Genomic DNA, 23,855 nt, shown 5'->3' on the forward strand with positions numbered 1-23,855 from the left:
GAGGCGGAGATGGCGACACACGCAGTGCACTCCGGATCGAGGCGACGGATCAGGTTCAACGAGCACCTGCCCGTCGATCACCGGCTGAACCTGGTCTACCGGATCGGCGCCGGCCTGATGGGCCTGGGGCTGCTGGTCTTCGGGATCTTCGGCGTCATCGACAAGATCGGCTTCTTCGACACCGGCGGGGACACCGTCTGGAGCCTGAACACCAACGGCGCGCTCAGCTGGCTGTCGATCGGCGTCGGGCTGCTGCTGCTCGTGGGCATGGTGATCGGCGGGAACTTCGCGTCCACGCTGAACCTGAGCCTGGGCGTGCTGTTCATCGGCAGCGGGTTCCTGAACATGGCGCTGCTGGACACCGACTACAACTTCCTGGCGTTCAAGATCCAGAACTGCATGCTGAGCTTTGTGGTCGGGATCCTGCTGATGGTCTTCGGGATGTACGGCAGGGTCGGATCGGCCCTGCCGCACGACAACCCCTACTGGCGGGCCCGCCACCCCGAGGGATGACGGACCGGCCGGATCACCGGATCAGGTGCGCCAGGCCCTGATCAGGTGGGTAGGCCCGGATCAGGTGCGGTAGGCGTAGTAGTACGCGTTCGGGTACGACGCGACGAGGCTCGCCACCGACCTGCGCAGGGTGTTGTTGGAGTGGTAGGTCACGTACGGCACTCCGCCGCTCTTGTACGTGACGATCATCGTGTGGTCCTTGGACCCGTCGCGGTCGAAGTCCATCTGGAGGACGTCGCCGACCTCGAGCTGGTAGACGTTGGCGAGAGCGGTGGTCCGCTTGGAGTTCTGGGCGAACCAGGACCACTCGTTGACGCCGACGAACGAGTCGGACTGGATGTCGGCGTTGCCGAACCACTTGGTGTAGTCGTACACGTAGCCCGGGACGTGCTTCCAGCCGCCGGCCTTCAGGGACTGGCTGACGAAGTTGGTGCAGTCGCCGCCGTCGGCGTGACCGTTGAAGTCCGGGTAGTCCTTGTTGTAGACGTTCCAGTACTTCTCCGCGTAGGTCGCCATCGCCTTGTAGTCGAAGGCGGTGCCCGTCTTGGGGACGGCGACCGGGTTGCGGGTGATCGCCGCGCGCGCCGCGTTCGGCATGGTGTCGTCCGCGGTGGTCGCCTTGACGGACGTCGGCTTGGAGAGCGTGTTCACCGCGAGACCGCCCTGGTCGGTGTCGCGGATGTCCGTCAGCTGCCAGTTGCCCTGGCGGTCGGCCTTGAAGGTCAGCTCGTGCTGGGCCTGGAAGCCGGTGGTCTTCGGCGCGCCGCCGCGGGCCTGGGCGTAGGTCAGGGTCGTGGTCTCGGTGACCGCGGCCTTGGCCGTACGGCCAGTCACGCGCGTGGCGTTCAGGGTGACGGCGGTGGCGGCCTTGCTGTACTTCTCGCCGGCCTTGGCCAGCTGGTCCTTGCGCTTGTCCAGCGCGGACAGCGTGGCGTCCTCGGTGCGGGCGGCGCCCGAGGACAGTCGGACGTCGCCGGAGAAGCCGTTGGTCAGCGGCTTCTCACGGTCGCCCTGCTTGCCGACGACCAGGGCGTCCGTACGGTCGGTGAAGACCGCGTCGGCCAGCCGCTGGAACGTGGCCTTCGTCTTGGCGTCCACGGTGGGGTCGTCGACGACCGCCGCACCTGCGGACCAGTTGGGCAGTAGCGCCACTCCGGCGACGACCGAGGTGGCGGCCGCCCCGAGTATCGTGGCGCGGCGGCGTGTCCCGCTCAATTTCCTTGACTTCACTGATGTTTCCCCTCTTGCCCCGGCGGAGGGATGCCGAGGAGGGCATCTTTGCATGGCATGTGTGGGCGTTGTGAAGGGGGTTGCGGTTGAGGTTTGGTTACTTCGAGACCCCCGGGTCGGGGGCCTTCACGGCCCCCGGTTCGGCTACTTGACGACCGTCGACCAGTCCGGCGACTGAGCCGGGTCCAGGGTGCGCAGGTTCGCCAGCGTCTCGGGCGTCTGGACGTCCATCCAGTCGGCAAGCTCCTTGAAGGACACGCACTTGACGTCCTTCTTGGTGCAGACGTTCTTGATGACGTCGTCGATGGCCTTCATGTAGATGCCGCCGTTCCACTCCTCGAAGTGGTTGCCGATGAACAGCGGGGCACGGCTGCCGTAGTAGACGCGGTTGAAGCCCGCCATGTAGGAGTCGGTGGTCTCCTGCTGCCACTCGGCGTACTTGGCCGGGTCGCCCTCGGCCTGGCCGTCGGACTGGTTGGCCAGGAAGTTGAAGTCCATGGACAGGCCCTGGTAGCTGCCGCCGTCGTAGGGCAGCAGTTGCAGGGGGAAGTCCCAGAGTCCGTTCTTCTTCTCCGGCCAGATCTGGAAGTCGCCCTTGGAGGAGGCGTCGTAGCGCCAGCCGTAGCTCTTGGCGGCCTTCAGCAGGTTCGCCTGGCCCTCCAGGCAGGGCGCCCGGCCGCCGACGACCTCCTTCTTGAAGTCGAAGGGCAGCGGGTCGATGTCCTTGTAGCCGGTGTTGGTCTTCCAGTTCTCGACGAACTTGTAGAACTGGTCGATCTCGCTCTTCCACTGGTCGACGCTCCAGTAGCCGCCGCCCTTGGCCTCGCAGAAGTGGCCGTTGAAGTGGGTGCCTATCTCGTTGCCCTGTTCGTAGGCCAGGCGGAGCTGTTCGAGCGTGGTGCGGATGTGCTCGTCGGTGGGGAAGCTGATCGCCGAGCTGCCCACGGAGTGCATCGGCGGGCTGTACAGGTCCCGCTTGCTCTTGGGCAGCAGGTAGATGCCCGTGAGGAAGAAGGTCATGTGGGCGTTGTACTTGACGGCCATGTCCCGGTAGTGGGAGAAGAGCTCGTCGTCGCCCTGGAGGGCGCCGTCCCAGGAGAACACCACGAACTGCGGCGGCTTCTCACCCGGCTTGAGCGGCACCGCCTTCAGCTGCTCCGTCTGCGGCCCGGTGTACGAGGTGGAGCCGTCCCCCAGGACGTGCGTCTTGCCGTCCCACTCCGGCTCCTTGGTGGCCTGCCCCGACGCCTTCTTGCTGTCCCCCGAGGAAGCGGTCGGCTGGGTGTTGTCCGTGCGGCTGAGCACCACGTAGCCGCCCATCAGGGAGGCGACGACGAGGAGCGCGGCCAGGGTGAGGAACCCCGGGTGCGCGGCGGCGGGGCGGTGCGGGGCCGGCGCCCTGCGGCGGCGGCCCGACGGTGACTTCATGTGCGGCTCATTCTCCGGGGGGTTGGGGTCGGGGCCCGTTCGGTGGTCAGCCGAGCGGGCTCATGGCTCCTGACCAGATGCCGTACGGGACGCTGTCGTCGGTGGTGCCGGCGATGCCCTCCAGCGGCAGGGGTTCCAGGCTCTTGGTGAGGTCGATGCGGTAGACGACGATCGCCGTGGAGACGGCCTTGGCGGTGCCGACGTACCAGGAGGCGGTGTCTTTCTGGGTGGTGCCCGCCTTGCCCTCGACCGGTGCCCGGCCGGCCTGGACGGCGGCCTGCGGGACGTCGGAGGGGTGGGCGGCGCTGAAGGAGTCGGCGAGCGCGGAGGAGACCTCGGAGGCCACGTCGGCGCCGAAGGCGCGCCGGGCGGTCGGGGTGTCCAGGACCACCTTGGAGCCGTTCTTGGTGATCTTGCGCACCGAGTACGGCTCGGTGTGCTTGCCCGCCGCGGCGAAGGTGGAGTAGCCGCTCGCCATCCGGATCGCGCTGGGCGTGGAGCTGCCCATCGACAGCGCGGGCACCTGGGCACCGATGCTGGAGGACAGGAAGCCGGAGTCCTCGGCGGTCTCGCGCACCTTGTCCAGGCCGACGTCCATGCCGAGCTGCATGAACGGCGTGTTCACCGACAGCTGGAGCGCCCGGTGCAGGGAGATCTGCCCGTACGATCTGCCGCCGTCGTTCTCGGCGAAGACCTTCTTGCCGCTGCGGTCCCAGTAGGGGCCCTCGGGGGTGGTCACCGGCACCTTGTCGTCGCCGTCGTAGAGCGACTGCGCGGTGACGTCGGTGGTGTCCCCGTCGCGGGTCTTGTGGATGCCGTTCTCCAGCCCGGCCGCGTACACGAACGGCAGGAAGGCCGAACCGGCGGGCACGGTGGTGGCGTTGGACTCGTTGTAGCCCTGCGTACGGTGGTCGGGGCCGCCGTAGATGGCGAGGATCCGGCCGTCGGAGGCCACCGAGGCGGCGCCGTAGTGGGCGGCCTTCGCCTTCTTCGGATCGTCCTTCAGGGCCTGCTTACGGGCCTTGGTGACGGCCGCGGTGAGCTGGTTCTCGCGGGTCTTGTCGAAGGTCGTGTAGATCTGGTAGCCGCCGAGGTCGAAGTCCTTGTCGGAGATGTTCCCGGCCTTCTTGGCGTACTGGGTGGCCAGCTCCACCAGGTAGTCGCTCTGCTCACCGGTGTCGTAGAGCGGGTTGGTCTTGAGCGGCTCGGGGAACTTCTTGTACTTGGCGCGCTCGGTCTTCGACAGCTTGCCGATGTCGACCATCCGGTCGAGGGTCCAGGACCAGCGCTCCACGGCGCGGGCGCGGTTGGCCTTGGACAGGGTCGGGTCGTACAGGCCGGCGCCCTTGAGGAGGGAGGCGAGGAACGCGGCCTCGCTGGCGTTGAGCTGGCTGACGTCCTTGCCGTAGTAGGCCTGGGCGGCGCGCTGGATGCCGTAGGTGCCGCGGCCGAACCAGCTGGTGTTGAGGTAGCCCTCGAGGATGTCGTCCTTGCTCATCTGGTTGTCGAGCTTGAGGGAGATCATCGCCTCGGTGAACTTGCGGCTGACCGTCTGGTTCTGGTTCAGGTAGACGTTCTTGACGTACTGCTGGGTGATGGTGGAGCCGCCCTGGGTGTCGCCCTGGCCGATGGTGCGGACCAGGGCGCGGCTGAGGCCCTTGAAGGAGATGCCGGGGTCGCTGTAGAAGCTCGCGTTCTCGGCCGCGAGGACCGCCCAGCGGACGTCCTCGGGGATGTCCTTCAGCGGCATCGCCTGCCGCTGCACCCAGCCGGTGCGGGCCATCGGGGTGCCGTCGGACCAGAAGAACACGTTGTCCTGCTGGGTGGCGTACGAGTTGAGGTTCTCGGGGACGTCGGTGGCCGCGTAGGCGACGACCAGGAGCAGGCCGCTGAGTCCTATGGACGCCAGGACGCCTCCCAGGGTCTGCCGCCAGGAGGGTATCCAGCGCCGCCAGCCGTCCCGGCCGGGGCGCGGGTACTGCGGGCGCACCTTCCGGGCGTAGCGCGTGACACGAGCCACGTACGGAGCGAGTACGGCGATGAGCGGAGCGAGCCGAGGACCCAGAACTGCGGAAATTCGGGCGAACACGGAAGGGCGGGGTGCTTTTCGCCGGTTTTTCGACGAACGCGACGCCTCTCCGCCGCCCTCTTTCAACGTATCCGCTGACATGTCCGGCAGATTCGGTATGTCCGACACCCGCAGTTGCATGGTCTCGTCCGCCTTGAAAGAGGCGGGGAGCTTCAACTGCATGGTCTCGTCCGGCTTTTGGGGCTCCTCCCCCTGCCCCGCCTGGGTCACGACGCGTCTCCCTCCGCACTCCGTATTGCTCGCAGGCAGACGTACAGACTGATGAGGGCCTGACATGGTTGCCGTTGACGCGGCCGCAAACTTTGAACCCTTCCGACCTCGGAGTTCAACGCGGCGCTCTCAAATTACCAGCGCTCTTCGCAAATTCTCCACATAAGAAATCGACAGAAGTGAACAGAGATGAAACTGCTGACACAGCGTCCGAGCATAGGGGCTTAGCCTGGGGGCATGCCTCGCTACGAATACCGCTGCCGGACCTGCGGCGACACCTTCGAACTGAGCCGTCCGATGGCGCAGTCCGCCGACCCCGCCGACTGCCCGTCCGGCCATGCCGACACCGTGAAGCTTCTCTCAACGGTAGCGGTGGGCGGCACGAAGTCCGCCCCCGCACCCCGGTCGGGCGGCGGGGGCGGAGGCGGCGGTTGCTGCGGCGGAGGCTGCTGCTCCTGAGGGCACCAGGCCTCTGAGGCCCTTTGAGGGCATGGAGGGCTTTGAGGGCTACCGTCCGCGGACGCCCTTCAGGAACTCGCGCAGGATGCGCTCCCCGGCCAGCACGCCCCGCTCGGGCAGCGCGGTGATCTCCGGGGCCGTCCAGGCCGCGTCCGCCAGCTCGCCGTGGCCGGGGCGCCAGCCCCGGTCCGCCGCCAGCAGCAGATCGGCGTCGAGCAGGGAGTCGCCGGCGGCCAGCGTCAGCTCGGCGCCGGTGCGCCGGACCACCTCGCGCACGGCCGCGCTCTTGGTCAGCGGCTTCGGCACGGCGTAGAGCTTGCGGCCCTGCAGCGACACCGTCCAGCCGCGGTTCTCCGCCCAGGCCGCGAACTCCTTCACCCACTCCTCGGGCAGCAGCTCGCGCTCCACGACGAGATAGGCGAACAGGTCCTCGGCGATCCGCTGCTTGCGCAGCCAGAGCGGGTCGGCCGAGCTCGCCAGGTGGTCCTGCACCTCCGCCAGCGGAGCGCACTCCTGCGCCAGCCGCGCCAGCACGCTCGCGTGCCAGTCCTCGTCGGTCACCCCGTCGACCAGCAGATGGCCGCCGTTCGCACAGATCGCGTACGTCGGGGCCGGGCCGGGCAGATTGATGCGCAGGTACTGCTTGCGCGTCCGGGTGGTCGTGGGCACGAACACGGCCGCGTCGCCGAGGTCGGCGAGCAGTCCGGCCGCCGTCTCCGTCATGAAGGACAGCGGGCCGCGCTCGTGCACCTCCACGCACAGCAGCCGCGGCGCCCGCGCGTCCGGCATGGTCAGCGCCAGGGCGGCCGCCGAGTAGATGAGCGTACGGTCGAGGTCGCTCGCCACCAGCACCGGCATCAGACCGCCACCGCCTTGCCGTCGGCACCGGTCGCGCCGCGCGTGAACTGCGGGTGGATCAGCCCCACACAGGTGTACGGCAGGTCGTCCACCTCCTCGACGGGCACCCCGCGCTGCCCGGCCAGCAGCCGCACATGGTCCAGGTCGGCGCCCGCCCCGGCCCGCGCGAGGATCTTCCAGGGCACGCGGCGCAGCAGCACCCGGGTGGTCTCCCCGACGCCCGGCTTGACCAGGTTCACGTCGTGGATGCCGTACTCCTCGCTGATGCGCTCCACCGCCGCCCAGCCCTCCCAGGTCGGGGTGCGGTCGCTGGCGAGCAGCTCCTTCAGCGCGCCGTCCACCGCGTCCTCGACCTCCGGGAAGCGGGCGGCCACGGCGTCCAGGAACGCGACCGAGGCGTCCGCGCCGGCCAGCTCGCGGTAGAACTTGGCACCGTGGAAGTCGTCCGGCCCGACCAGATCGGCACGCAGGACGGTCCGCGAGATCAGCCCCGACACGGTCGAGTTGAGGCAGGCCGACGGGATCAGGAAGTCCTCCCGTGTGCCGTACGTCCGTACGCACGAGCCCGGGTCGGCCAGCACCGCGATCTCCGCGTCGAAGCCGACCGCGCCGCCCGCGGCCTCGAACTCCTCGATCGCCACGGCCAGCTCACGGGTGATGGCGCCCTTGCCGGTCCAACCGTCCACGAAGACCACGTCCCGCGGGTCGTGGTGCTCGGCCAGCCAGCGCAGCGCGTTGGCGTCGATGCCGCGGCCGCGCACGATCGACACCGCGTAGTGCGGCAGGTCCAGACCGTGCCGGAACTGCGCCCAGCGGCGCATCAGCACGCCGATCGGGGTGCCCGCGCGGGCCAGGGAGACCAGCACCGGCCGGGGCGACCGCTCGGCGATGACGGTCTCCGTGACCACGCCGACGGCCTGCGCGAGGCGGGCCGCGGAGACCTCGAGGGCCGCGTGGAAGAGCTCCTGGTACTGCTCGCTCGGCTGGTACTCCACCGGCAGCGACTCCGCGTAGTGCGCGCCGCCGCTCTGGATCGCCTCCTCGCGCTCCTCGGTCGGCGCCTCCAGGGTGACGTCCGAGAGGTCCTGGAGCAGCCAGCCGACCTCCTCCGGCGCGTACGAGGAGAAGGCGGGTCCGCGAAGGGGCTCGGGCAGCATGGCGGTTCTTTCTCCAGGGAGATCGGCGACGTACAGCGGCTCGGGGACGTACGACGGGACGACCGCGAGGACGACGTGCGGGGTGTGCGCGGCGAGGCGGTCCAGCAGGCCGCCGGGCGCGTGCAGCTCGTCGGTGTCGGCCGCGGAGTCCACGACGGCGAGGACGGCGTCGAAGCCGCCTCCGGCGACGTTATAGGCATAGCGCTCGCCGGGGCCGTCGGCCGGGGCGTCGTGCGCGGGGAAAACGATTCGGCTGCGGATCGCGTAGCCGGGGTCGTCGACGGCCAGGACGGGTGAGCGGGTGGTGGTGGAGTAGCGGACCTCGGCGTCCGTCACCTGCTCCAGCTCCCGGGCCAGCCGCAGGGGGGCGTACATCAGCTCCTCGAAGCCGAGCACGAGCACGCGGCGTGCACCCTGGGGCAGCGCCTCGGCAAGCCTCGCCGCCATCGCGGGCAGGGCGTTCTCCAGCCGTATTCGGTGCTGGGGAGTGAAGCCGTGTCTGCCGCCGTCCGGCAGGTTTCGGGGCCAGTGCAGGTCGACGCGCCGGAGCTGAGTGCGGTCGTCGGCCGGGTGCGGGTCGGCGGGGGCTGGTCGCGCCGAAGCCGCAGACGACCGACCACCCACCGCGGCGCCCTCGGACTCGTGGCGGGCCACCAGCTCCTGGCCCTTCTCCAGCACGCCCTCCGGCAGGCGTACGGTGCCGGAGGCTGCGGCTATCAGGTCTACTCGGGCGCCGATCTCGCGGGCGAAGTCGGACAGGCGGCCCGCGTCGGCCGGTGAGCGCATGTCGACGAGGGCGACGACCACGTACCGCCCGCGCGGGTAGCGCTCGTGGAGGTCGCGGATGGTGTTCAGGACGGTGTTGCCGGTGGAGAACTCGTCGTCGACCAGGATCAGCGGGCCGTCCCCGACCAGCAGCGCCGGGTCCTCCGGGAGCAGGAGGTGGGACGTGGCGTGCGAGTGGGCCTCCTCGAAGCCGCCCGCCCGCGCCACTCCGGGCACCGGGCGGCGGGTGGAGTGGAGGTAGGGGGCGGAGCCGACGCCGTCGGCGACGGAGTGGCCGAGGCCGGTGGCGGTCTCCGCGTAGCCCAGGACGAGGGCCTCGGCCGCCTCCTTCGCGCCGAGCAGCTCGCGCACCCGGCGGCCGAGGGCGAACCCATGGCCGTAGACGACGGACGGGGACTGCGGGACGTGCTTGCCCAGCACGTTGGAGACCAGCAGATGGGCCCGCTTGGGGTTGCGGCGCAGGGCCAGCCCCAGCAGGCCCCGAAGCCCGTCGCCGCCCACGAGCTCCAGCCCGAGCCGCTCGGCGACCCAGGTCCCGGACCAGACTCCGCCGTCCCCGGCGGCTCTGGTGTCCCCGGTGTCGCCGGCGTCCCCGTTGTTCAAAGCCTTGTTCATGCGTCCCTTGGTGGTGAGGTGGGTGATTCAGCCGGGTATGCCGGCGGCGAGCAGGTCGACGAAGCTGACGTCCTCGTGCGCGACGCCGAAGACCTCCGCGCGCAGCATGGTCCGCTCGGCCCAGGCGCGGTGCGGCTTCACCTCGTTCATCTTGTTCGTGTACTGCGACCTGAGGACTCCCCCGCCGCCGCGCTCCGGCCGCAGGATGTCCGCCGCGTCGCTGTACTCCTCGTGACTGACGACGGACAGCGCGTGCACCGCCGGGACGTGCGAGGGGTGGATGCAGGTCTTGCCCAGCAGACCGTTGGCCTGGTCGAGGGAGATCTCGCGCAGCAGCCCGTCCATGGCGTGCTCGATCAGCCGCTCGCGCAGCTCGACGGCCTGTCCCTCCAGGAAGGGGCTGTGCCGCAGCATCGGCTTGAACATGCGCTCGGGCACCCGGAAGTACTCCCACACCGGCCCGGTCACCGTGAATCCGGTGCCGTCGGCCCGGCCCAGCATGTTCACCACGTCGGCGATCACGGAGGCGACGATCTGGACGTCGTACGCCGTCATGTCGGGCGCCCGGCGCAGGCCGTAGGAGGAGCAGAAGTCGGTGACGCCGAGGCGCAGCGCGAGGACGCGGCCGCGGTACTTGTCGACGGCGCGGGCGATGCCCTCCAGGGCGTCCACCCGCGACTCCCGGTACATCAGCTCGGGCGTCTCCAGCACCGGCATGCCGAACAGCCGGCGTCCGCTGGCGCTCTCGGCGGCCGCCAGGGCCTCCAGGAAGGGGATGCCGCGCTCCTCGGTGAACTTCGGGAACACGAACCCGCTCAACAGCCGCGCGTTGCCCCCGAGCCGCTCGACCAGGTCCGGGATCTGCTCGGGCGTGCGCACCCGGATGAAGAGCAGCGGCAGCTCGGTGCCCACGCGGCCCGCGAGGTCGGCGAACTGCCGGACGAGGTTCTCCTCGCCCGCGGCGACGTCCTCGTCGCCGATGGAGTCCTCCAGGCACAGCACCATCGAGACCACGCCGCGCCCGGTCTGCTTGACGATGTCGTCGGCCAGCCGGGGCCGCGTGGCCGGGCTGTAGAGCGTGGCGCCCAGGGCCGCGGAGAGCAGCCTGGCCGGAGAGTCCGTGTCGAAGACGCACGGCTCCCGGTGGAAGAGGCGCTGCCGCACCTCCGGGGCGAGGTGCCCGAAATGACGCATAAATCTCCCCCGTGATGCAAGGTGAGCCTGTGGATTCGGCAAGAGGTGGCCGGTAATAGTACGTAGAGACCCATGTCAGGGGTTCCCACCGGTCATGAATTTCAGGTAACTCGGACGAACACAGTCCGACACACGGCTGTGAAGGCTCCCGAGTACCCCGCGTTGTCGTGAGCAGAACCTAGAGGGCAGGATGACCGCATGACGCACGCGATGCTGAAGGGGTCGAACGTCCCGCTGAAGGCCACCACGGTGCGCGCCGTGCTGCGCTGGACGCCCGGACAGGGGATCCCGGACGTCGACGCCTCCGCGCTGCTCCTCGGCCCCGACGGTCGTGTGCGCTCCGACGAGGACTTCGTCTTCTACAACCAGCCCCGGCACCCTTCCGGGAAGGTCTGGCGACTGGGCAAGAAACGTGTCGCCGAAGGCCTCACCGATACGATCCAGACAGATCTGACCGGTGTCGAGCCCGGCGTCAGCCAGATTCTCCTGGTCGCTTCGGCGGACGGCCTCACCTTCGATCGCGTACGTTCCCTCAGCATTCTGCTGTACGACGCCACGGTCGAGGGCGAGCCCCTGGCCACCTTCGACATCCGTCCGGAGACCGGCGAGGAGACGGCCCTGATCTGCGGCGAGCTGTACCGCAGGGGCGAGGGCTGGAAGTTCCGCGCGCTGGGCGAGGGCTACTCCAACGGTCTCAAGGGTCTGGCGACCGACTTCGGCATCTCCGTCGACGAGTCGGAGGAAGCCTCCTTGGAACCGACCCCGGCTCCGCACACCCCGGCCCCGCCGACCCCGAGCCTCTCGCAGCCCCTGCCGCCGGAGCAGCCCGCCTCGGCGGTCCCCCAGCAGCAGCCGGCCTACGGCTATCCCGCGAACCTGCCGACCCACGGCTACGGCTACCCGGACCCGTCCTTCCGGCTGCCGCCGCAGGGGCCTCAGTTCATCGGGCGGTAGGCGGACCGGCCCACCCCGGCAGAGGTCACTTCTCGACCTTGGTCTTGTAGCCCCGGCCCCACTGCAGGCCCCACCCGTACAGCCGGTCCAGCTCCGCCTGGAACCCGTACACGAACCGCACCTCGCGGCGCACGATCAGCTCGCTCTTCAAGTTCTCGATCATCACCACCGCGCAGGACCTGGCCTGTGGATGCCGCTCGTCGAGGCCTATCTCGATCCGGGGCCCGTTGCTCGGGTACAGCGTCACCATCGCGTGGGTCCGGTCGAACGCCGGCGTCTGGTCGTAGATGTACACGAAGACCAGCAGCCGCTTGATCTCGTCCCGGTGGTCGAGGTTGACGTACATCGTCTCCCCGGACGCCGACCCGAACCGGTCGTCCCCGCTGAGCTTCACGTACGGCGGTGCGTTCACGTCGCCGAGCAGCCCGCCCAGGGGCTGGACGACGCCCTTGGTGCCGTCGGCCAGCTCGTAGAGGCAGCCGAGGTCGAGGTCGACGTTGACCATGCTCTGGCTGTGGCCGATGACCTCCGGGGGGCGCAGCGCCTTGAAGGGGTGCCGCAGCAGGCTCTCGCGCTGGACTCCGCCGAAGTCGGAGGTCCGCATCCGCCAGGTCAGGTTGACGCGCAGGTTGCCGGTGGCCGCGCCCTGTTTGGTGAGGGAGACCTGATGGTGCCGTTTGGTCAGTTCGATCGCGTTGCTCGCCGCGCTGCCCGAGTCGAAATCGGCCGCACGGCTGCCCAGCAGCCCGTCGAAGAAGCCCATGTCCCGCCCCCCACATCCACGCACGTCGCCAGTAAGACCGGCGGGGCGGCCGTGGAGGACATCTCCTCGACGGCCGCCCCGCACAGAGCGTTCCTCACTCGGAAGGTGATCACACCCCGGACGAGACCTCAGTCTTCTCGTCCGAGCCCTCGGCTTTTCCCTCTGCCGCTGCCAGGGCACGGTTGCGGCGCACGGAGGACCAGAAGGACCAGCCGATCAGGACGACGCCGACGAGGCCGGTGATGACCTCGTTGATCTGGTACTGGATGGTGATCATCAAAAGCACGGCCAGGGCGCCGATGGCGTAGTGCGCGCCGTGCTCCAGGTATACGTAGTCGTCGAGGGTGCCCTGGCGGACCAGGTACACGGTCAGCGACCGGACGTACATCGCGCCGATGCCCAGGCCCAGCGCCATCAGCACGATGTCGTTGGTGATGGCGAACGCGCCGATCACGCCGTCGAAGGAGAACGACGCGTCGAGGACCTCGAGGTAGAGGAACATGAAGAAGGCGGCCTGACCGGCCAGGACGACCGGCGAGCGCTGCTTTCCGCTGCGCACGGCCTCTTCCTCCTCCTCGTGCTCGCGTTCCTCCTCTTCCTCGAGCTTGTCCTCGAAGTAGCCGGAGAGACCGCCGACGACCATGTACGTGATCAGTCCGGCGATGCCGGAGATCAGCACGGTCTGCGCCTTGTCGGCGTGTGCGCCGCCGTGCTGGTGGGCGTGGGTGGCGAAGGTGAAGGACGTGATCAGCAGGACGATCAGGGCGATGCAGACCGACAGCATGTCGACCTTGCCGAGCTTGGCGAGCGGACGCTCGATCCAGCGCAGCCACTGGATGTCCCGGTCCTCGAAGATGAAGTCCAGGAAGATCATCAGCAGGAACATGCCGCCGAAGGCGGCGATCGACGGGTGGGCGTCGGTGACCAGCTGCTGGTACTGGTCCTTGTCGTTGAGGGCGAGATCGACCGCGTCGATCGGGCCGATCTTGGCGCTGATGGCGACGATCACCACGGGGAAGACCAGGCGCATGCCGAAGACGGCGATGAGGACACCGACGGTGAGGAAGATCTTCTGCCAGAAGGCACTCATCTTCTTCAGGATTCCGGCGTTGACCACCGCGTTGTCGAACGACAGCGAGATCTCGAGGATGGAGAGGATCGCCACGATGCCGAAGGCCTCCCACCCCCCGTAGAAGACCGCAGCGACCAGGCCGAGCGCGGTGACCGCGAACGACCAGCCGAAGGTTTTCAGAAGCACTGGCTACCCAATCCTGTATGTACGGGTCTCCCCCGCGCCGTACTCGGCTTTACGAAACGTTGACTCCGAAGTCTAGAGCGATGCCTCGCAGCCCCGACGCGTACCCCTGTCCTACCGCTCTGAACTTCCATTCGCCCTGGTAGCGGTAGAGCTCCCCGAAGATCATCGCCGTCTCCGTGCCGGCGTCCTCGCTCAGGTCGTAGCGGGCGAGTTCCTGGCCGTCGGCCTGGTTGGCGACGCGGATGAACGCGTTGCTCACCTGCCCGAAGGTCTGGCCGCGTTCGTCGGCCATATGGATCGAGACGGGGAAGACGATCTTGTCGCACTGGGGCGGCACCTTGGTGAGGTCGACCAGCAGCGACTCGTCGTCGCCCTCGCCCTCGCCGGTGAGGTTGTCGCCGGTGTGCTCCACGGAGCCGTCGGGGCTCTTGAGCTGGTTGTAGAAGACGAACCACTCGTCCCCGAGGACCCGCCCGCCGGCGCACAACAGGGCGCTGGCGTCGAGGTCGAAGGGGGCTCCGGTGGTGGAGCGCGCGTCCCAGCCGAGTCCGATCATCACCTGTGTGAGGTTCGGCGCGGCCTTGGACAGGGAGACGTTGCCTCCCTTGGCGAGCGTGACGCCCATGCTGGTCCTCCCCTGGGATGGTGCTTCTTCGGTTGTCCTGCGCGTCCGGCGCCGCCCGTAAACGGTGCGACGCCGGACGATGTGAGCTGGGATCCGCTCAGACGTTCACGCCGAAGTCCTGCGCGATGCCGCGCAGACCCGACGCGTACCCCTGGCCGATGGCGCGGAACTTCCACTCCGCGCCGTGCCGGTAGAGCTCGCCGAAGACCATCGCGGTCTCGGTGGACGCGTCCTCGCTCAGGTCGTACCGGGCGATTTCGGCGCCGCCGGCCTGGTTCACCACGCGGATGAACGCGTTGCGGACCTGGCCGAAGGACTGCTGCCGGTTCTCGGCGTCGTAGATCGACACCGGGAAGACGATCTTCTCGACGTCGGCCGGGACCGTCGCGAGATTCACCTTGATCGCCTCGTCGTCGCCCTCGCCCTCACCGGTGGTGTTGTCACCGGTGTGCTCGACCGAGCCGTCGGGGCTCTTGAGGTTGTTGAAGAAGACGAAGTTGGCGTCGCTGCCGACCTTGCCTGCGTTGTTCAGCAGCAGCGCGCTGGCGTCCAGGTCGAAGTCGGTGCCGGTCGTGGTGCGGACGTCCCACCCCAGACCGACGATGACCGCGGTCAGGCCAGGGGCCTCCTTGGTCAGTGATACGTTGCCGCCCTTGCTGAGGCTGACTCCCACGAGTCCTCCATTGGTGTCCAGGGGCGGGAAGCCCCGTCGTGCGTTGGATATCGGATCAACGACTCGATCCTAGTAACGGGTTCCCGCGCCCCGCAGGCCCTGGAGCCGAAGAATCACAGGTGTCGGCGAATCCGGGCCGACGCGCGGCCGATCAGAGAGTGTCGAGGGCCTTGACGTACGCGCCGAGGTCGCGGGCGTCGGGCAGCGCGTTGACGACCGTCCAGCGCACGAGGCCCTCCTTGTCGACGACGAAGGTGCCGCGCACCGCGCAGCCCTTGTCCTCGGCGAAGACGCCGTAGGCACGGGAGACCTCGCCGTGCGGCCAGAAGTCGCTGAGCAGCGGGTATTCCAGGCCCTCCTGCTCGGCGAAGACGCGCAGGGTGTGGATGGAGTCGTTGGAGACGGCGAGCACCTGGGTGTCGCGGTCGGCGAACTTCGGCAGGTTGTCGCGCACCTCGCACAGCTCGCCGGTGCACACGCCGGTGAAGGCGAAGGGGTAGAAGAGCAGGACGACGTTCTTGCTGCCCCGGAAGTCGGAGAGCTTCACGGCTCGGCCGTGGTTGTCCTTGAGCTCGAAGTCGGGGGCCTTGTCGCCGACCTGGATCGCCATCGTCTGGGTGTCCCTTCGGTGGGGCTGTCTGGGTGAGAACCACCCTACGCAGCGGGCCCGGGGACAGCACCGAGGAGATCACGGCAGAGATCACGGACGGGCCGACCGGAGTCGGTCGGCCCGTCCGTGTCATAAGCCGGGATCACCTCGACGAGGTCACTTCCTGGACGTGGACGAGGTCACTTCTTGGACTTGGCGGCCTTGGGCGTCACCAGCCGGCTGCCGCTCCAGTCCTTGCCCACACTGACGCTCTTGCTGGCCGACAGACCCGCAGTCGTCGAGGCTTCGGAGATGTCGCTCGGCTCCACGTACCCCGTACGGCCGGTCTTCGGCGTCAGGAGGAGGATCGAACCGCCTTCTTCGATGTACGTGGTGGCGTCCACCAGCGCATCCGTCAGGTCGCCGTCCTCGTCGCGGAACCAGAGCACCACGGCGTCGGCAACGTCGTCGTAGTCCTCGTCCACCAGGTCGCTGCCGATGACTTCCTCGATGGACTCGCGGAGCTCCTGATCGACGTCGTCGTCGTAGCCGATCTCCTGGACCACCTGCTCGGGCTGGAACCCCAGCCTGACGGCAGGGCTCGTCCGCTCCTCCGCGTGGTCCGCGGTCGCGCTCACGGGTTGCCTCCTGATCTTGTTTCGGGAATAACTCAGCCACGCGCGTGCGCGCAGCGTTGGCCGTAGTCCACACGGGCGGGACGGATCGCGCAAGTACCCGGCGGTTCGGACCGCCGAAACGGTGACGATCCTGGCCGTGTCGACGCAACTCCAGGCAGGAGTTCCGGACCGAAGGTGATGCACACCACACCAATCTGCCCGGTTTGCGCATTTGAGAACCATCCAAGAATACGAGATCCGAACAGATGCCGGTTACCTCTGGGTAGAGATGACGTTTGCGGCCCCGAGGTACACGATGGGGGACGGTGCAGGTACTGGAGAACCAGCGTGAAAACAGCCCTCTGACAGGTAAGGAACAGCGTGGCTTCCGGATCCGATCGCAACCCGATCATCATTGGCGGCCTTCCGAGTCAGGTTCCTGACTTCGATCCCGAGGAAACCCAGGAGTGGCTCGACTCCCTCGACGCCGCGATCGACGAGCGCGGCCGGGAGCGAGCCCGCTATCTGATGCTCCGGCTGATCGAGCGGGCCCGCGAGAAGCGCGTGGCCGTGCCGGAGATGCGCAGCACGGACTACGTCAACACCATCCCCACCAGGGCCGAGCCGTTCTTCCCGGGCAACGAGGAGATCGAGCGCAAGGTCCTCAACGCGACCCGCTGGAACGCGGCCGTGATGGTCTCGCGCGCCCAGCGTCCGGGCATCGGGGTCGGCGGCCACATCGCCACCTTCGCCTCCTCCGCGTCCCTCTACGACGTCGGCTTCAACCACTTCTTCCGCGGCAAGGACGAGGGCGACGGCGGCGACCAGATCTTCTTCCAGGGCCACGCGTCCCCGGGCATCTACGCGCGCGCGTTCCTGCTCGACCGGCTGGACGAGCAGAACCTGGACGCCTTCCGGCAGGAGAGGTCGAGGGCGCCGCACGGGCTGTCCTCGTACCCCCACCCGCGGCTGATGCCGGACTTCTGGGAGTTCCCGACCGTGTCGATGGGCCTGGGCCCGATCGGCGCGATCTACCAGGCGCGGATGAACCGCTACATGCACGCGCGCGGGATCGCCGACACCGAGAAGTCGCGGGTGTGGGCGTTCCTCGGCGACGGCGAGATGGACGAGCCGGAGTCGCTGGGCCAGCTGACCATCGCCGCCCGCGAGGGCCTGGACAACCTGACCTTCGTCGTCAACTGCAACCTCCAGCGCCTCGACGGCCCGGTGCGCGGCAACGGCAAGGTCATCCAGGAGCTGGAGTCGGTCTTCCGGGGCGCCGGCTGGAACGTGATCAAGCTGATCTGGGACCGCTCCTGGGACCCGCTGCTCGCCCAGGACCGCGACGGCACCCTGGTCAACCGGATGAACACGACCCCGGACGGGCAGTACCAGACGTACGCCACCGAGTCCGGCGCGTACATCCGCGAGCACTTCTTCGGCGACGACCACCGGCTGCGCGCGATGGTCGAGGGCATGACCGACGACCAGATCCTGCACCTGGGCCGCGGCGGTCACGACCACAAGAAGATCTACGCGGCGTTCAAGGCGGCCGTGGAGCACAAGGGCCAGCCGACGGTGATCCTCGCCAAGACCGTCAAGGGCTGGACGCTGGGCCCCAACTTCGAGGGCCGCAACGCCACGCACCAGATGAAGAAGCTGACGGTCGCCGACCTCAAGGGTTTCCGCGACCGCCTCCACCTGCCGATCTCGGACAAGGAGCTGGAGTCCGGCCTGCCGCCGTACTACCACCCGGGTCGGAACTCGGAGGAGATCCAGTACATGCACGACCGGCGCAGGTCGCTGGGCGGGTACGTCCCGACCCGCGTCGTGCGCTCCCAGCCGCTCGCACTGCCGGACGACAAGACGTACGCGAGTGTGAAGAAGGGCTCGGGCCAGCAGTCGATCGCCACGACCATGGCCTTTGTGCGGCTCCTGAAAGACCTCATGCGGGACAAGGAACTCGGCAGGCGCTTCGTACTGATCGCGCCGGACGAGTACCGCACGTTCGGCATGGACTCCTTCTTCCCGAGCGCGAAGATCTACAACCCGCTGGGCCAGCAGTACGAGTCGGTGGACCGCGAGCTGCTGCTCGCCTACAAGGAGTCGCCGACCGGCCAGATGCTGCACGACGGCATCTCGGAGGCGGGCTGCACGGCGTCCCTGATCGCGGCCGGCTCGGCGTACGCCACGCACGGCCAGCCGCTCATCCCGGTCTACGTCTTCTACTCGATGTTCGGTTTCCAGCGCACCGGCGACCAGTTCTGGCAGATGTCCGACCAGCTGGCGCGCGGTTTCGTGCTCGGTGCGACCGCCGGCCGTACGACCCTGACCGGTGAGGGTCTGCAGCACGCGGACGGCCACTCCCAGCTGCTCGCCTCGACGAACCCGGGCTGCGTCGCCTACGACCCGGCGTACGGCTTCGAGATCGCGCACATCGTGCAGGACGGCCTGCGGCGGATGTACGGCAGCTCCGCCGAGCACCCGCACGGCGAGAACGTCTTCTACTACCTCACCGTCTACAACGAGCCGATCCAGCACCCGGCCGAGCCCGCCGACGTCGACGTGGAGGGCATCCTCAAGGGCGTCCACCGCTTCAGCGCGGGAACCGCGGGGACCATCCCGGCGCAGATCCTCGCGTCGGGCGTGGCCGTCCCGTGGGCCGTCGAGGCGCAGAGGATCCTCGCCGAGGACTGGGACGTCAAGGCCGACGTCTGGTCGGCGACCTCCTGGAACGAGCTGCGGCGCGAGGCCGTCGAGGTCGAGCGGCACAACCTGCTGCACCCGGAGGAGGAGCAGCGGGTGCCGTATGTGACGCGGAAGCTGAGCGGGGCCCAGGGGCCGTTCGTGGCCGTGTCCGACTGGATGCGGTCGGTGCCGGACCAGATCGCGCGCTGGGTGCCGGGCACCTACCAGTCGCTGGGCGCGGACGGCTTCGGCTTCGCCGACACCCGGGGCGCGGCCCGGCGGTTCTTCCACATCGACGCCCAGTCGGTGGTCGTGGGCGTGCTGACCGAGCTGGCGCGGGAGGGGAAGGTCGACCGGTCGGTGCTGAAGCAGGCGATCGACCGGTACCAGCTGCTCGACGTGTCGGCCGCGGACCCGGGGGCCGCGGGCGGCGACGCGTAGGACGCAGCAGCGCGTAGGGCTCGGCCCGTAGCACGCGTGAGGGCGGTGGAGCTGGTGACTCCACCGCCCTTACGCATTCTTTACGATGCGTGTATGCAAGAACATTCGGCGCAGGCCCGGTGGGAGTTGTGGACTCAACGGCCGCTGCTGGCCCTCGCCGTGCTGTTCGCCGTGGCCTACGCCGTGCCGATCGTGGACACCTCGGCCGGGCACTCGCTGACCACCGCGTGCACCGCGGTCGAGTGGGCGGTGTGGGCGACCTTCGCCGGCGACTACGTGGTGCGGCTGGCGCTGACGCCCCGGCGCCGGGAGTTCGTCCGCACGCACTGGCTGGACCTGTGCGCGGTGGTGCTGCCGATGCTCCAGCCGCTGCGGCTGCTGCGGCTGGTCTCGACGCTGCTGCTGGTGGGGCGGCGGGCGCGGATGGCTTCGCAGATCCGGGTGACGACGTATGTCGCGGGGGCGGTCGTCGGGCTGCTGATGTTCGGGTCGCTGGCCGTGCTGTCGGTGGAGCGCGAGTCGCCGAACGGGAACATCCGCACGCTGGGTGACGCGGTGTGGTGGTCCTTCACGACGATGACGACCGTGGGCTACGGCGACCATGCGCCGACCACCGGTCTGGGGCGGATCATCGCCGTCGGGCTGATGCTGTCCGGGATCGCGCTGCTGGGTGTGGTCACCGCGAACATCGCCGCGTGGTTCATCGAGCGGTTCGAGAAGGACGACGTGGAGGAGCGGGCGCAGACGGAGGCGATCCTGGCGCTGACCGAGGAGGTCCGGGCGCTGCGGGTGGAGGTCGCGGAGCTGAGGGAGAGATCCCTCAGGCCGTAACAGCCAGGCCCGTGGCGCGCTGTCCCCCTCCGGCAGCGCGCCACGGGCCTGATTGCCCTGCCATCCGGAGGGCTTGACTAACTGTGACCTGTGGCGCGTGCCGGAGGCGAGGGACCTTTAGCGTTGTCACCCTGATAGGGGAACTTTATTGAAATCCCGTCAGATTTCCCCGACAGGTGTGGCAGGACGGCAGAGCCGCGGGAACGCAGGGCCGCAGGGCCTCAGATGTGGCCGACCCCCGCGCCTGCCTCCGCGTTCGCGCCGCGCTTGGTGAGCAGGGCGACGAAGACCGCGACCACCGCGACGCCGGCCGCGACCAGGGACGCCAGGCTCATGCCGGAGATGAAGGTGTCGTGGGCGACGTCCGTGATCTTCACGGCGATCTCCTCCGGGGTGCCCTTCGCCACCGGGGCCACCCCGACCTGGACCGCCTCGGAGGCCTGGTCCAGCTGGCTCGGGGTGAGCTCGGGCAGGCCCGCGGCCGTCCAGTTGCCGGCCAGGTCGCTGTCGACCTTGGAGGCCATCACCGCGCCCAGGACGGCCGTGCCGAGGCTGCCGCCGATCTGCATGGCCGCCTGCTGGAGACCGCCGGCCACGCCGGAGAGCTCCAACGGGGCGTTGCCGACGATGACCTCGGTGGCGCCGACCATGACCGGGGCGAGGCCGAAGCCCAGCAGGCCGAACCAGAGGGACATCAGACCGCCGCCGGTGTCCGTCTCCAGCGTGGACATGCCGTACATGGCGATCGCGGTGGCCGCCATGCCGCCGGCCAGCGGGATGCGCGGGCCGAGCTTGGTGATCGCCGCGCCCGCCAACGGGGAGCCGACGATCATCATGCCGGTGAGCGGGAGCAGGTGCAGGCCCGCGTCGATCGGGCTCATCCCGTGCACGTTCTGCAGGTAGAACGTCACGAAGAACAGGCCGCCCATGAAGGCGATGGCCATCAGGACCATCAGCACGACGCCCGCGGACAGCGGGACCGAGCGGAACAGCGCCAGCGGGATCAGCGGCTCCTTGACCTTCGTCTCCCAGAAGGCGAACAGCGCGAAGAGGACGACGGAGCCGACGACGAACGCCCAGGTCTTGCCGTCGCCCCAGCCCCAGGTCGGGGCCTTGATCAGGGCCCAGACCAGACAGAACATCGCCCCCGAGAGGAAGGCGATGCCGAGGACGTCGAAGGAGCGCGGGGCGTTCTCCGCGCGGTGGTCGAGCAGGATCAGCACGCCCAGCACGAGGGCGAGGAGACCGACCGGCACGTTGATGAAGAACACCGACTGCCAGCTGACGTGCTCGACGAGGACGCCGCCGAGGATCGGGCCGCCCGCGGTGGAGGCGCCGATGACCATGCCCCAGATGCCGATGGCCATGTTGAGCTTCTCGGCCGGGAAGGTGGCGCGCAGCAGACCGAGCGCGGCCGGCATCAGCAGGGCGCCGAAAAGACCCTGGAAGACGCGGAAGGTGACGACCAGCGCGATGCTGTCGGACAGGCCGATCGCGCCGGAGGCGGCGGCGAAGCCGACGACGCCTATCAGGAAGGTCTGGCGGTGGCCGAAGCGGTCGCCGAGCTTGCCGGCGGTGATCAGGGAGACCGCGAGGGCGAGGAAGTAGGCGTTGGTGATCCACTGGACCTGGGCGAAGGTCGCGCCCAGGTCGCTGGCGATGGCCGGGTTGGCGATGGCCACGATGGTCCCGTCGAGGGCCACCATCATGACCCCGACGGCGACGGTGATGAGGGTGAACCACGGGTGGCCGCGCAGCCCCTTGGCCGGCGGCCCCTCCGACGGGGACGCCTGCGCCTTGTCCGCCTTGTCCCCCGGCCCCGTCGCGTCGATGGTGGTCTGACTAGTCATGCGCCGAGGCTAGTGACAGCGACTGACATTTGACAAACAGGTTCACAAGTCAGTAACTGACACTCCATGGAATCACTCCGCGAACGCAAGAAACAGCGCACCCGGGACGCGCTGGTGCGGGCCGCGGTGGAGCTGTTCATCTCGCAGGGATACGAGCGCACCACCGTCGACGCGATCACCACGGCCGTGGACGTCTCACAGCGCACCTTCTTCCGCTACTTCGCCGGCAAGGACGAGGTCGCGCTGGCCCTGGTGGAGATGACGGTGGGGCGGGTCGTCGACGCGGTGCGCGAGCGGCCGCCGCACGAGGCCCCGCTGGCGGCGCTGCGCCAAGCGGTGCTGGAGGGCTGGCAGACGATCACCGAGACCGTCGAGGCCGTCGTGCCCCTGGAGTCGTATCTGGGCATGATCCGGGTGATCGAGGCGACGCCGGTGCTGCTCGCCGCGCATCTGCGACGCCAGGCGGAGATCGAGGAGGAGCTGGCGCGGGTGATCGCCGCGCGGGAGGGTCTCGACGTGGACGCCGACCCACGGCCGCGGCTGGTGGTCGCCGTGTTCGGAGGGGTGATGCGGGTGACCGAACGGCACTGGACGCTGGGCGGGGACATGAGCCCGGCGGACGCCCACGCGCTGACGTCCCGGTACCTGGATCAGGTGGGGCCCGCGCTGCTGGGGAACTGGCGTACGGCCTGAAAGGTACCTATGACCATCAACACGTCGAGCGAAACGTGATCCCCGCCACTCGGGTCACCCGAGACCCTCCCGTTCTCCTAGTGTGTCCTCCCAGTGACTTCCTTCGACACCTCTCCGCAGCTCAACGTCTGGCGCGCGCTGGCCGCCCTGGCCGTGGTGTTCGTGATGCTGGCGACCACCGGCTGGACCGCGGTGCGCCACCACCGGGAGGGCACCGCCGTCGAGGCCTCGCGCACGGCGTGGGAGCACGGGCGGCTCGACGGGCACGCGCTGCCGGACCTCGACACGGCGACGCCGGACCGTCTGACCCGCTTCTTCGACCGGCTGAACGCCGCGCAGCGCACCACGCTCGTGCACGACTACCCGCTCGCGGTGGGCAACATGAACGGCGCGCCCGTCGAGCTGCGCTACCGCGCCAACCGGGTCGCCCTGCTCCGGCAGGTCCGGATCGAGCGCACCCGCACGCACGACGACCGGCTCACGCCCTCCGGGCAGCAGCTGGCGGGCCGGCGCATGCAGCGCTTCGAGACGCTGAGCGACGCCGACCGGCAGATCCTCGCCTTCGATCCCGACGGCTCCGGCCGCGCCGCCGAGGTCTTCGGCGACCTCGACTCCGCCGAGCGGATCTCCGTCGTCGTCCCCGGCGTCGACACCGACCTGCTCACCTTCCAGCGCACCAACCGCCGCTACTCGGCGCCCGTCGGCATGGCGCAGGCCCTGTACTCGGCCGAGCGGAAGGCGAGCCCGGCCACGCGTACGGCCGTGATCGCCTGGGCCGACTACACCTCTCCCGACGGTCTCGGCATCGACTCGGCCACCGCGATGCGCGCCGAGAGCGGCGCCGTACGGCTGAACGCCCTGCTGCACGCCCTGCCCGGCGGCGCGCCGGTCTCCCTGTTCTGCCACAGCTACGGCTCCGTGGTGTGCGGGGTCGCGGCGCACGCGCTGCCCGCCCGGGTGGCCGACATAGCGGTGGCCGGCAGCCCCGGCATGCGGGTGGAGAAGGCGGCTCAGCTGGACACCGACGCCCGGGTGTGGGCGATGCGGGACGCCGACGACTGGGTGCAGGACGTGCCGCACCTGGAGGTCGGCGGCCTCGGGCACGGCGAGGACCCGATGGCGCGGTCGTTCGGCGCGCGCGTGCTGTCGGCGCGGGACGCCCAGGGCCATGGAGGCTACTTCGAACCAGGCACGGACAGCCTGCGCAACTTCGCGGACATCGGTACTGGCGCGTACCGGTCGGTGGAGTGCGCCCACGACGATGACGCCTGCCGGGCGGGTTTGTCCGACACTACGATGGCCGGACGCGCGTAGAGACGCAGGAATTGCGGCTC

The 23,855-nt window shown here is 69.1% G+C and carries 20 protein-coding genes; 7 read left to right on the forward strand and 13 right to left on the reverse strand.

The window, feature by feature from the left end:
* Positions 1–9 precede the first annotated feature (9 nt).
* Positions 10–513, forward strand: a complete 504-nt coding sequence (locus tag OG562_RS11780; RefSeq protein ID WP_266396431.1) for a DUF4383 domain-containing protein — start codon at positions 10–12, stop codon at positions 511–513.
* Positions 514–573: 60 nt separating this feature from the next.
* On the opposite strand, the gene OG562_RS11785 is transcribed toward OG562_RS11780, so the two are convergent.
* The 3 genes from OG562_RS11785 to OG562_RS11795 all read right to left on the reverse strand — a co-directional run bounded on the left by OG562_RS11785 (position 574) and on the right by OG562_RS11795 (position 5,422).
* Positions 574–1,743, reverse strand: a complete 1,170-nt coding sequence (locus OG562_RS11785; protein ID WP_266396433.1) for an amidase domain-containing protein — start codon at positions 1,741–1,743, stop codon at positions 574–576.
* Between the two features lie 144 nt (positions 1,744–1,887).
* Positions 1,888–3,171: a hypothetical protein gene (locus OG562_RS11790; protein ID WP_266396435.1), complete on the reverse strand. Its 1,284-nt coding sequence runs from the start codon at positions 3,169–3,171 to the stop codon at positions 1,888–1,890.
* Positions 3,172–3,217: 46 nt separating this feature from the next.
* Positions 3,218–5,422 (reverse strand): transglycosylase domain-containing protein, encoded by a 2,205-nt coding sequence (locus OG562_RS11795; RefSeq protein ID WP_266409212.1) that lies wholly within the window; start codon positions 5,420–5,422, stop codon positions 3,218–3,220.
* Between the two features lie 285 nt (positions 5,423–5,707).
* On the opposite strand from OG562_RS11795, the gene OG562_RS11800 reads away from it, so the two are divergent.
* Positions 5,708–5,929, forward strand: a complete 222-nt coding sequence (locus tag OG562_RS11800; RefSeq protein ID WP_266396437.1) for a zinc ribbon domain-containing protein — start codon at positions 5,708–5,710, stop codon at positions 5,927–5,929.
* Positions 5,930–5,977: 48 nt separating this feature from the next.
* Here the strand turns inward: OG562_RS11800 and OG562_RS11805 are convergent, their stop codons facing one another.
* From OG562_RS11805 to OG562_RS11815, 3 genes are read right to left on the reverse strand one after another with little or no spacing between them, the layout of a single operon-like run.
* The gene (locus tag OG562_RS11805) at positions 5,978–6,787 is read right to left on the reverse strand and encodes an HAD family hydrolase (RefSeq protein ID WP_266396439.1); all 810 of its coding nucleotides are present in this window, start codon (positions 6,785–6,787) and stop codon (positions 5,978–5,980) included.
* Positions 6,787–9,345 (reverse strand): phosphoribosyltransferase, encoded by a 2,559-nt coding sequence (locus tag OG562_RS11810; protein WP_266396440.1) that lies wholly within the window; start codon positions 9,343–9,345, stop codon positions 6,787–6,789. The genes OG562_RS11805 and OG562_RS11810 overlap by 1 nt, the downstream gene beginning before the upstream one ends.
* Positions 9,346–9,372: 27 nt before the next feature.
* Positions 9,373–10,539, reverse strand: a complete 1,167-nt coding sequence (locus tag OG562_RS11815; RefSeq protein WP_266396442.1) for an HpcH/HpaI aldolase/citrate lyase family protein — start codon at positions 10,537–10,539, stop codon at positions 9,373–9,375.
* 198 nt (positions 10,540–10,737) lie between these two features.
* On the opposite strand from OG562_RS11815, the gene OG562_RS11820 reads away from it, so the two are divergent.
* Positions 10,738–11,493 carry a TerD family protein gene (locus OG562_RS11820; RefSeq protein ID WP_266396443.1) on the forward strand — a complete coding sequence of 252 codons (756 nt, stop codon included), beginning with the start codon at positions 10,738–10,740 and terminating at the stop codon, positions 11,491–11,493.
* Positions 11,494–11,518: 25 nt separating this feature from the next.
* Here OG562_RS11820 and OG562_RS11825 read toward each other — a convergent pair whose 3' ends face one another.
* From OG562_RS11825 to OG562_RS11850, 6 genes are all read right to left on the reverse strand, one after another.
* A complete protein-coding gene (locus OG562_RS11825) occupies positions 11,519–12,256 on the reverse strand; it encodes a Tellurium resistance (protein ID WP_266396444.1) in 738 nt (245 codons plus the stop codon).
* 109 nt (positions 12,257–12,365) lie between these two features.
* Positions 12,366–13,514 (reverse strand): DUF475 domain-containing protein, encoded by a 1,149-nt coding sequence (locus OG562_RS11830; protein ID WP_266396446.1) that lies wholly within the window; start codon positions 13,512–13,514, stop codon positions 12,366–12,368.
* A 49-nt stretch (positions 13,515–13,563) separates the two neighbouring features.
* Positions 13,564–14,139, reverse strand: coding sequence for a TerD family protein (locus OG562_RS11835; protein WP_266396447.1), 576 nt, complete (start codon positions 14,137–14,139; stop codon positions 13,564–13,566).
* Positions 14,140–14,236: 97 nt separating this feature from the next.
* Complete coding sequence (locus tag OG562_RS11840) at positions 14,237–14,812, reverse strand: calcium homeostasis/redox stress adaptation protein (protein WP_055632983.1); 576 nt, start codon at positions 14,810–14,812, stop codon at positions 14,237–14,239.
* 151 nt (positions 14,813–14,963) lie between these two features.
* On the reverse strand, positions 14,964–15,422 hold the full coding sequence (locus OG562_RS11845; RefSeq protein WP_266396450.1) for a peroxiredoxin: 459 nt from the start codon (positions 15,420–15,422) through the stop codon (positions 14,964–14,966).
* A 179-nt stretch (positions 15,423–15,601) separates the two neighbouring features.
* Positions 15,602–16,039 carry a DUF3052 domain-containing protein gene (locus OG562_RS11850; RefSeq protein WP_266396452.1) on the reverse strand — a complete coding sequence of 146 codons (438 nt, stop codon included), beginning with the start codon at positions 16,037–16,039 and terminating at the stop codon, positions 15,602–15,604.
* 360 nt (positions 16,040–16,399) lie between these two features.
* Here OG562_RS11850 and aceE point away from each other — a divergent pair, with 360 nt between their 5' ends.
* Both aceE and OG562_RS11860 read left to right on the forward strand, forming a co-directional pair.
* A complete protein-coding gene (gene aceE, locus OG562_RS11855) occupies positions 16,400–19,147 on the forward strand; it encodes a pyruvate dehydrogenase (acetyl-transferring), homodimeric type (RefSeq protein WP_266396453.1) in 2,748 nt (915 codons plus the stop codon).
* A 93-nt stretch (positions 19,148–19,240) separates the two neighbouring features.
* A complete protein-coding gene (locus OG562_RS11860) occupies positions 19,241–19,978 on the forward strand; it encodes a potassium channel family protein (protein ID WP_266396455.1) in 738 nt (245 codons plus the stop codon).
* Positions 19,979–20,199: 221 nt separating this feature from the next.
* Here the strand turns inward: OG562_RS11860 and OG562_RS11865 are convergent, their stop codons facing one another.
* Positions 20,200–21,828 (reverse strand): MFS transporter, encoded by a 1,629-nt coding sequence (locus tag OG562_RS11865; protein WP_266396456.1) that lies wholly within the window; start codon positions 21,826–21,828, stop codon positions 20,200–20,202.
* A gap of 66 nt (positions 21,829–21,894) precedes the next feature.
* On the opposite strand from OG562_RS11865, the gene OG562_RS11870 reads away from it, so the two are divergent.
* Positions 21,895–22,521, forward strand: coding sequence for a TetR/AcrR family transcriptional regulator (locus OG562_RS11870; protein ID WP_266396458.1), 627 nt, complete (start codon positions 21,895–21,897; stop codon positions 22,519–22,521).
* 93 nt (positions 22,522–22,614) lie between these two features.
* Entirely contained in the window at positions 22,615–23,835 is a 1,221-nt protein-coding gene (locus OG562_RS11875) for an alpha/beta hydrolase (RefSeq protein WP_266396459.1), read from the forward strand.
* Positions 23,836–23,855: the final 20 nt, after the last annotated feature.

Source organism: Streptomyces sp. NBC_01275 (genome assembly GCF_026340655.1).
GTDB lineage: Bacteria > Actinomycetota > Actinomycetes > Streptomycetales > Streptomycetaceae > Streptomyces.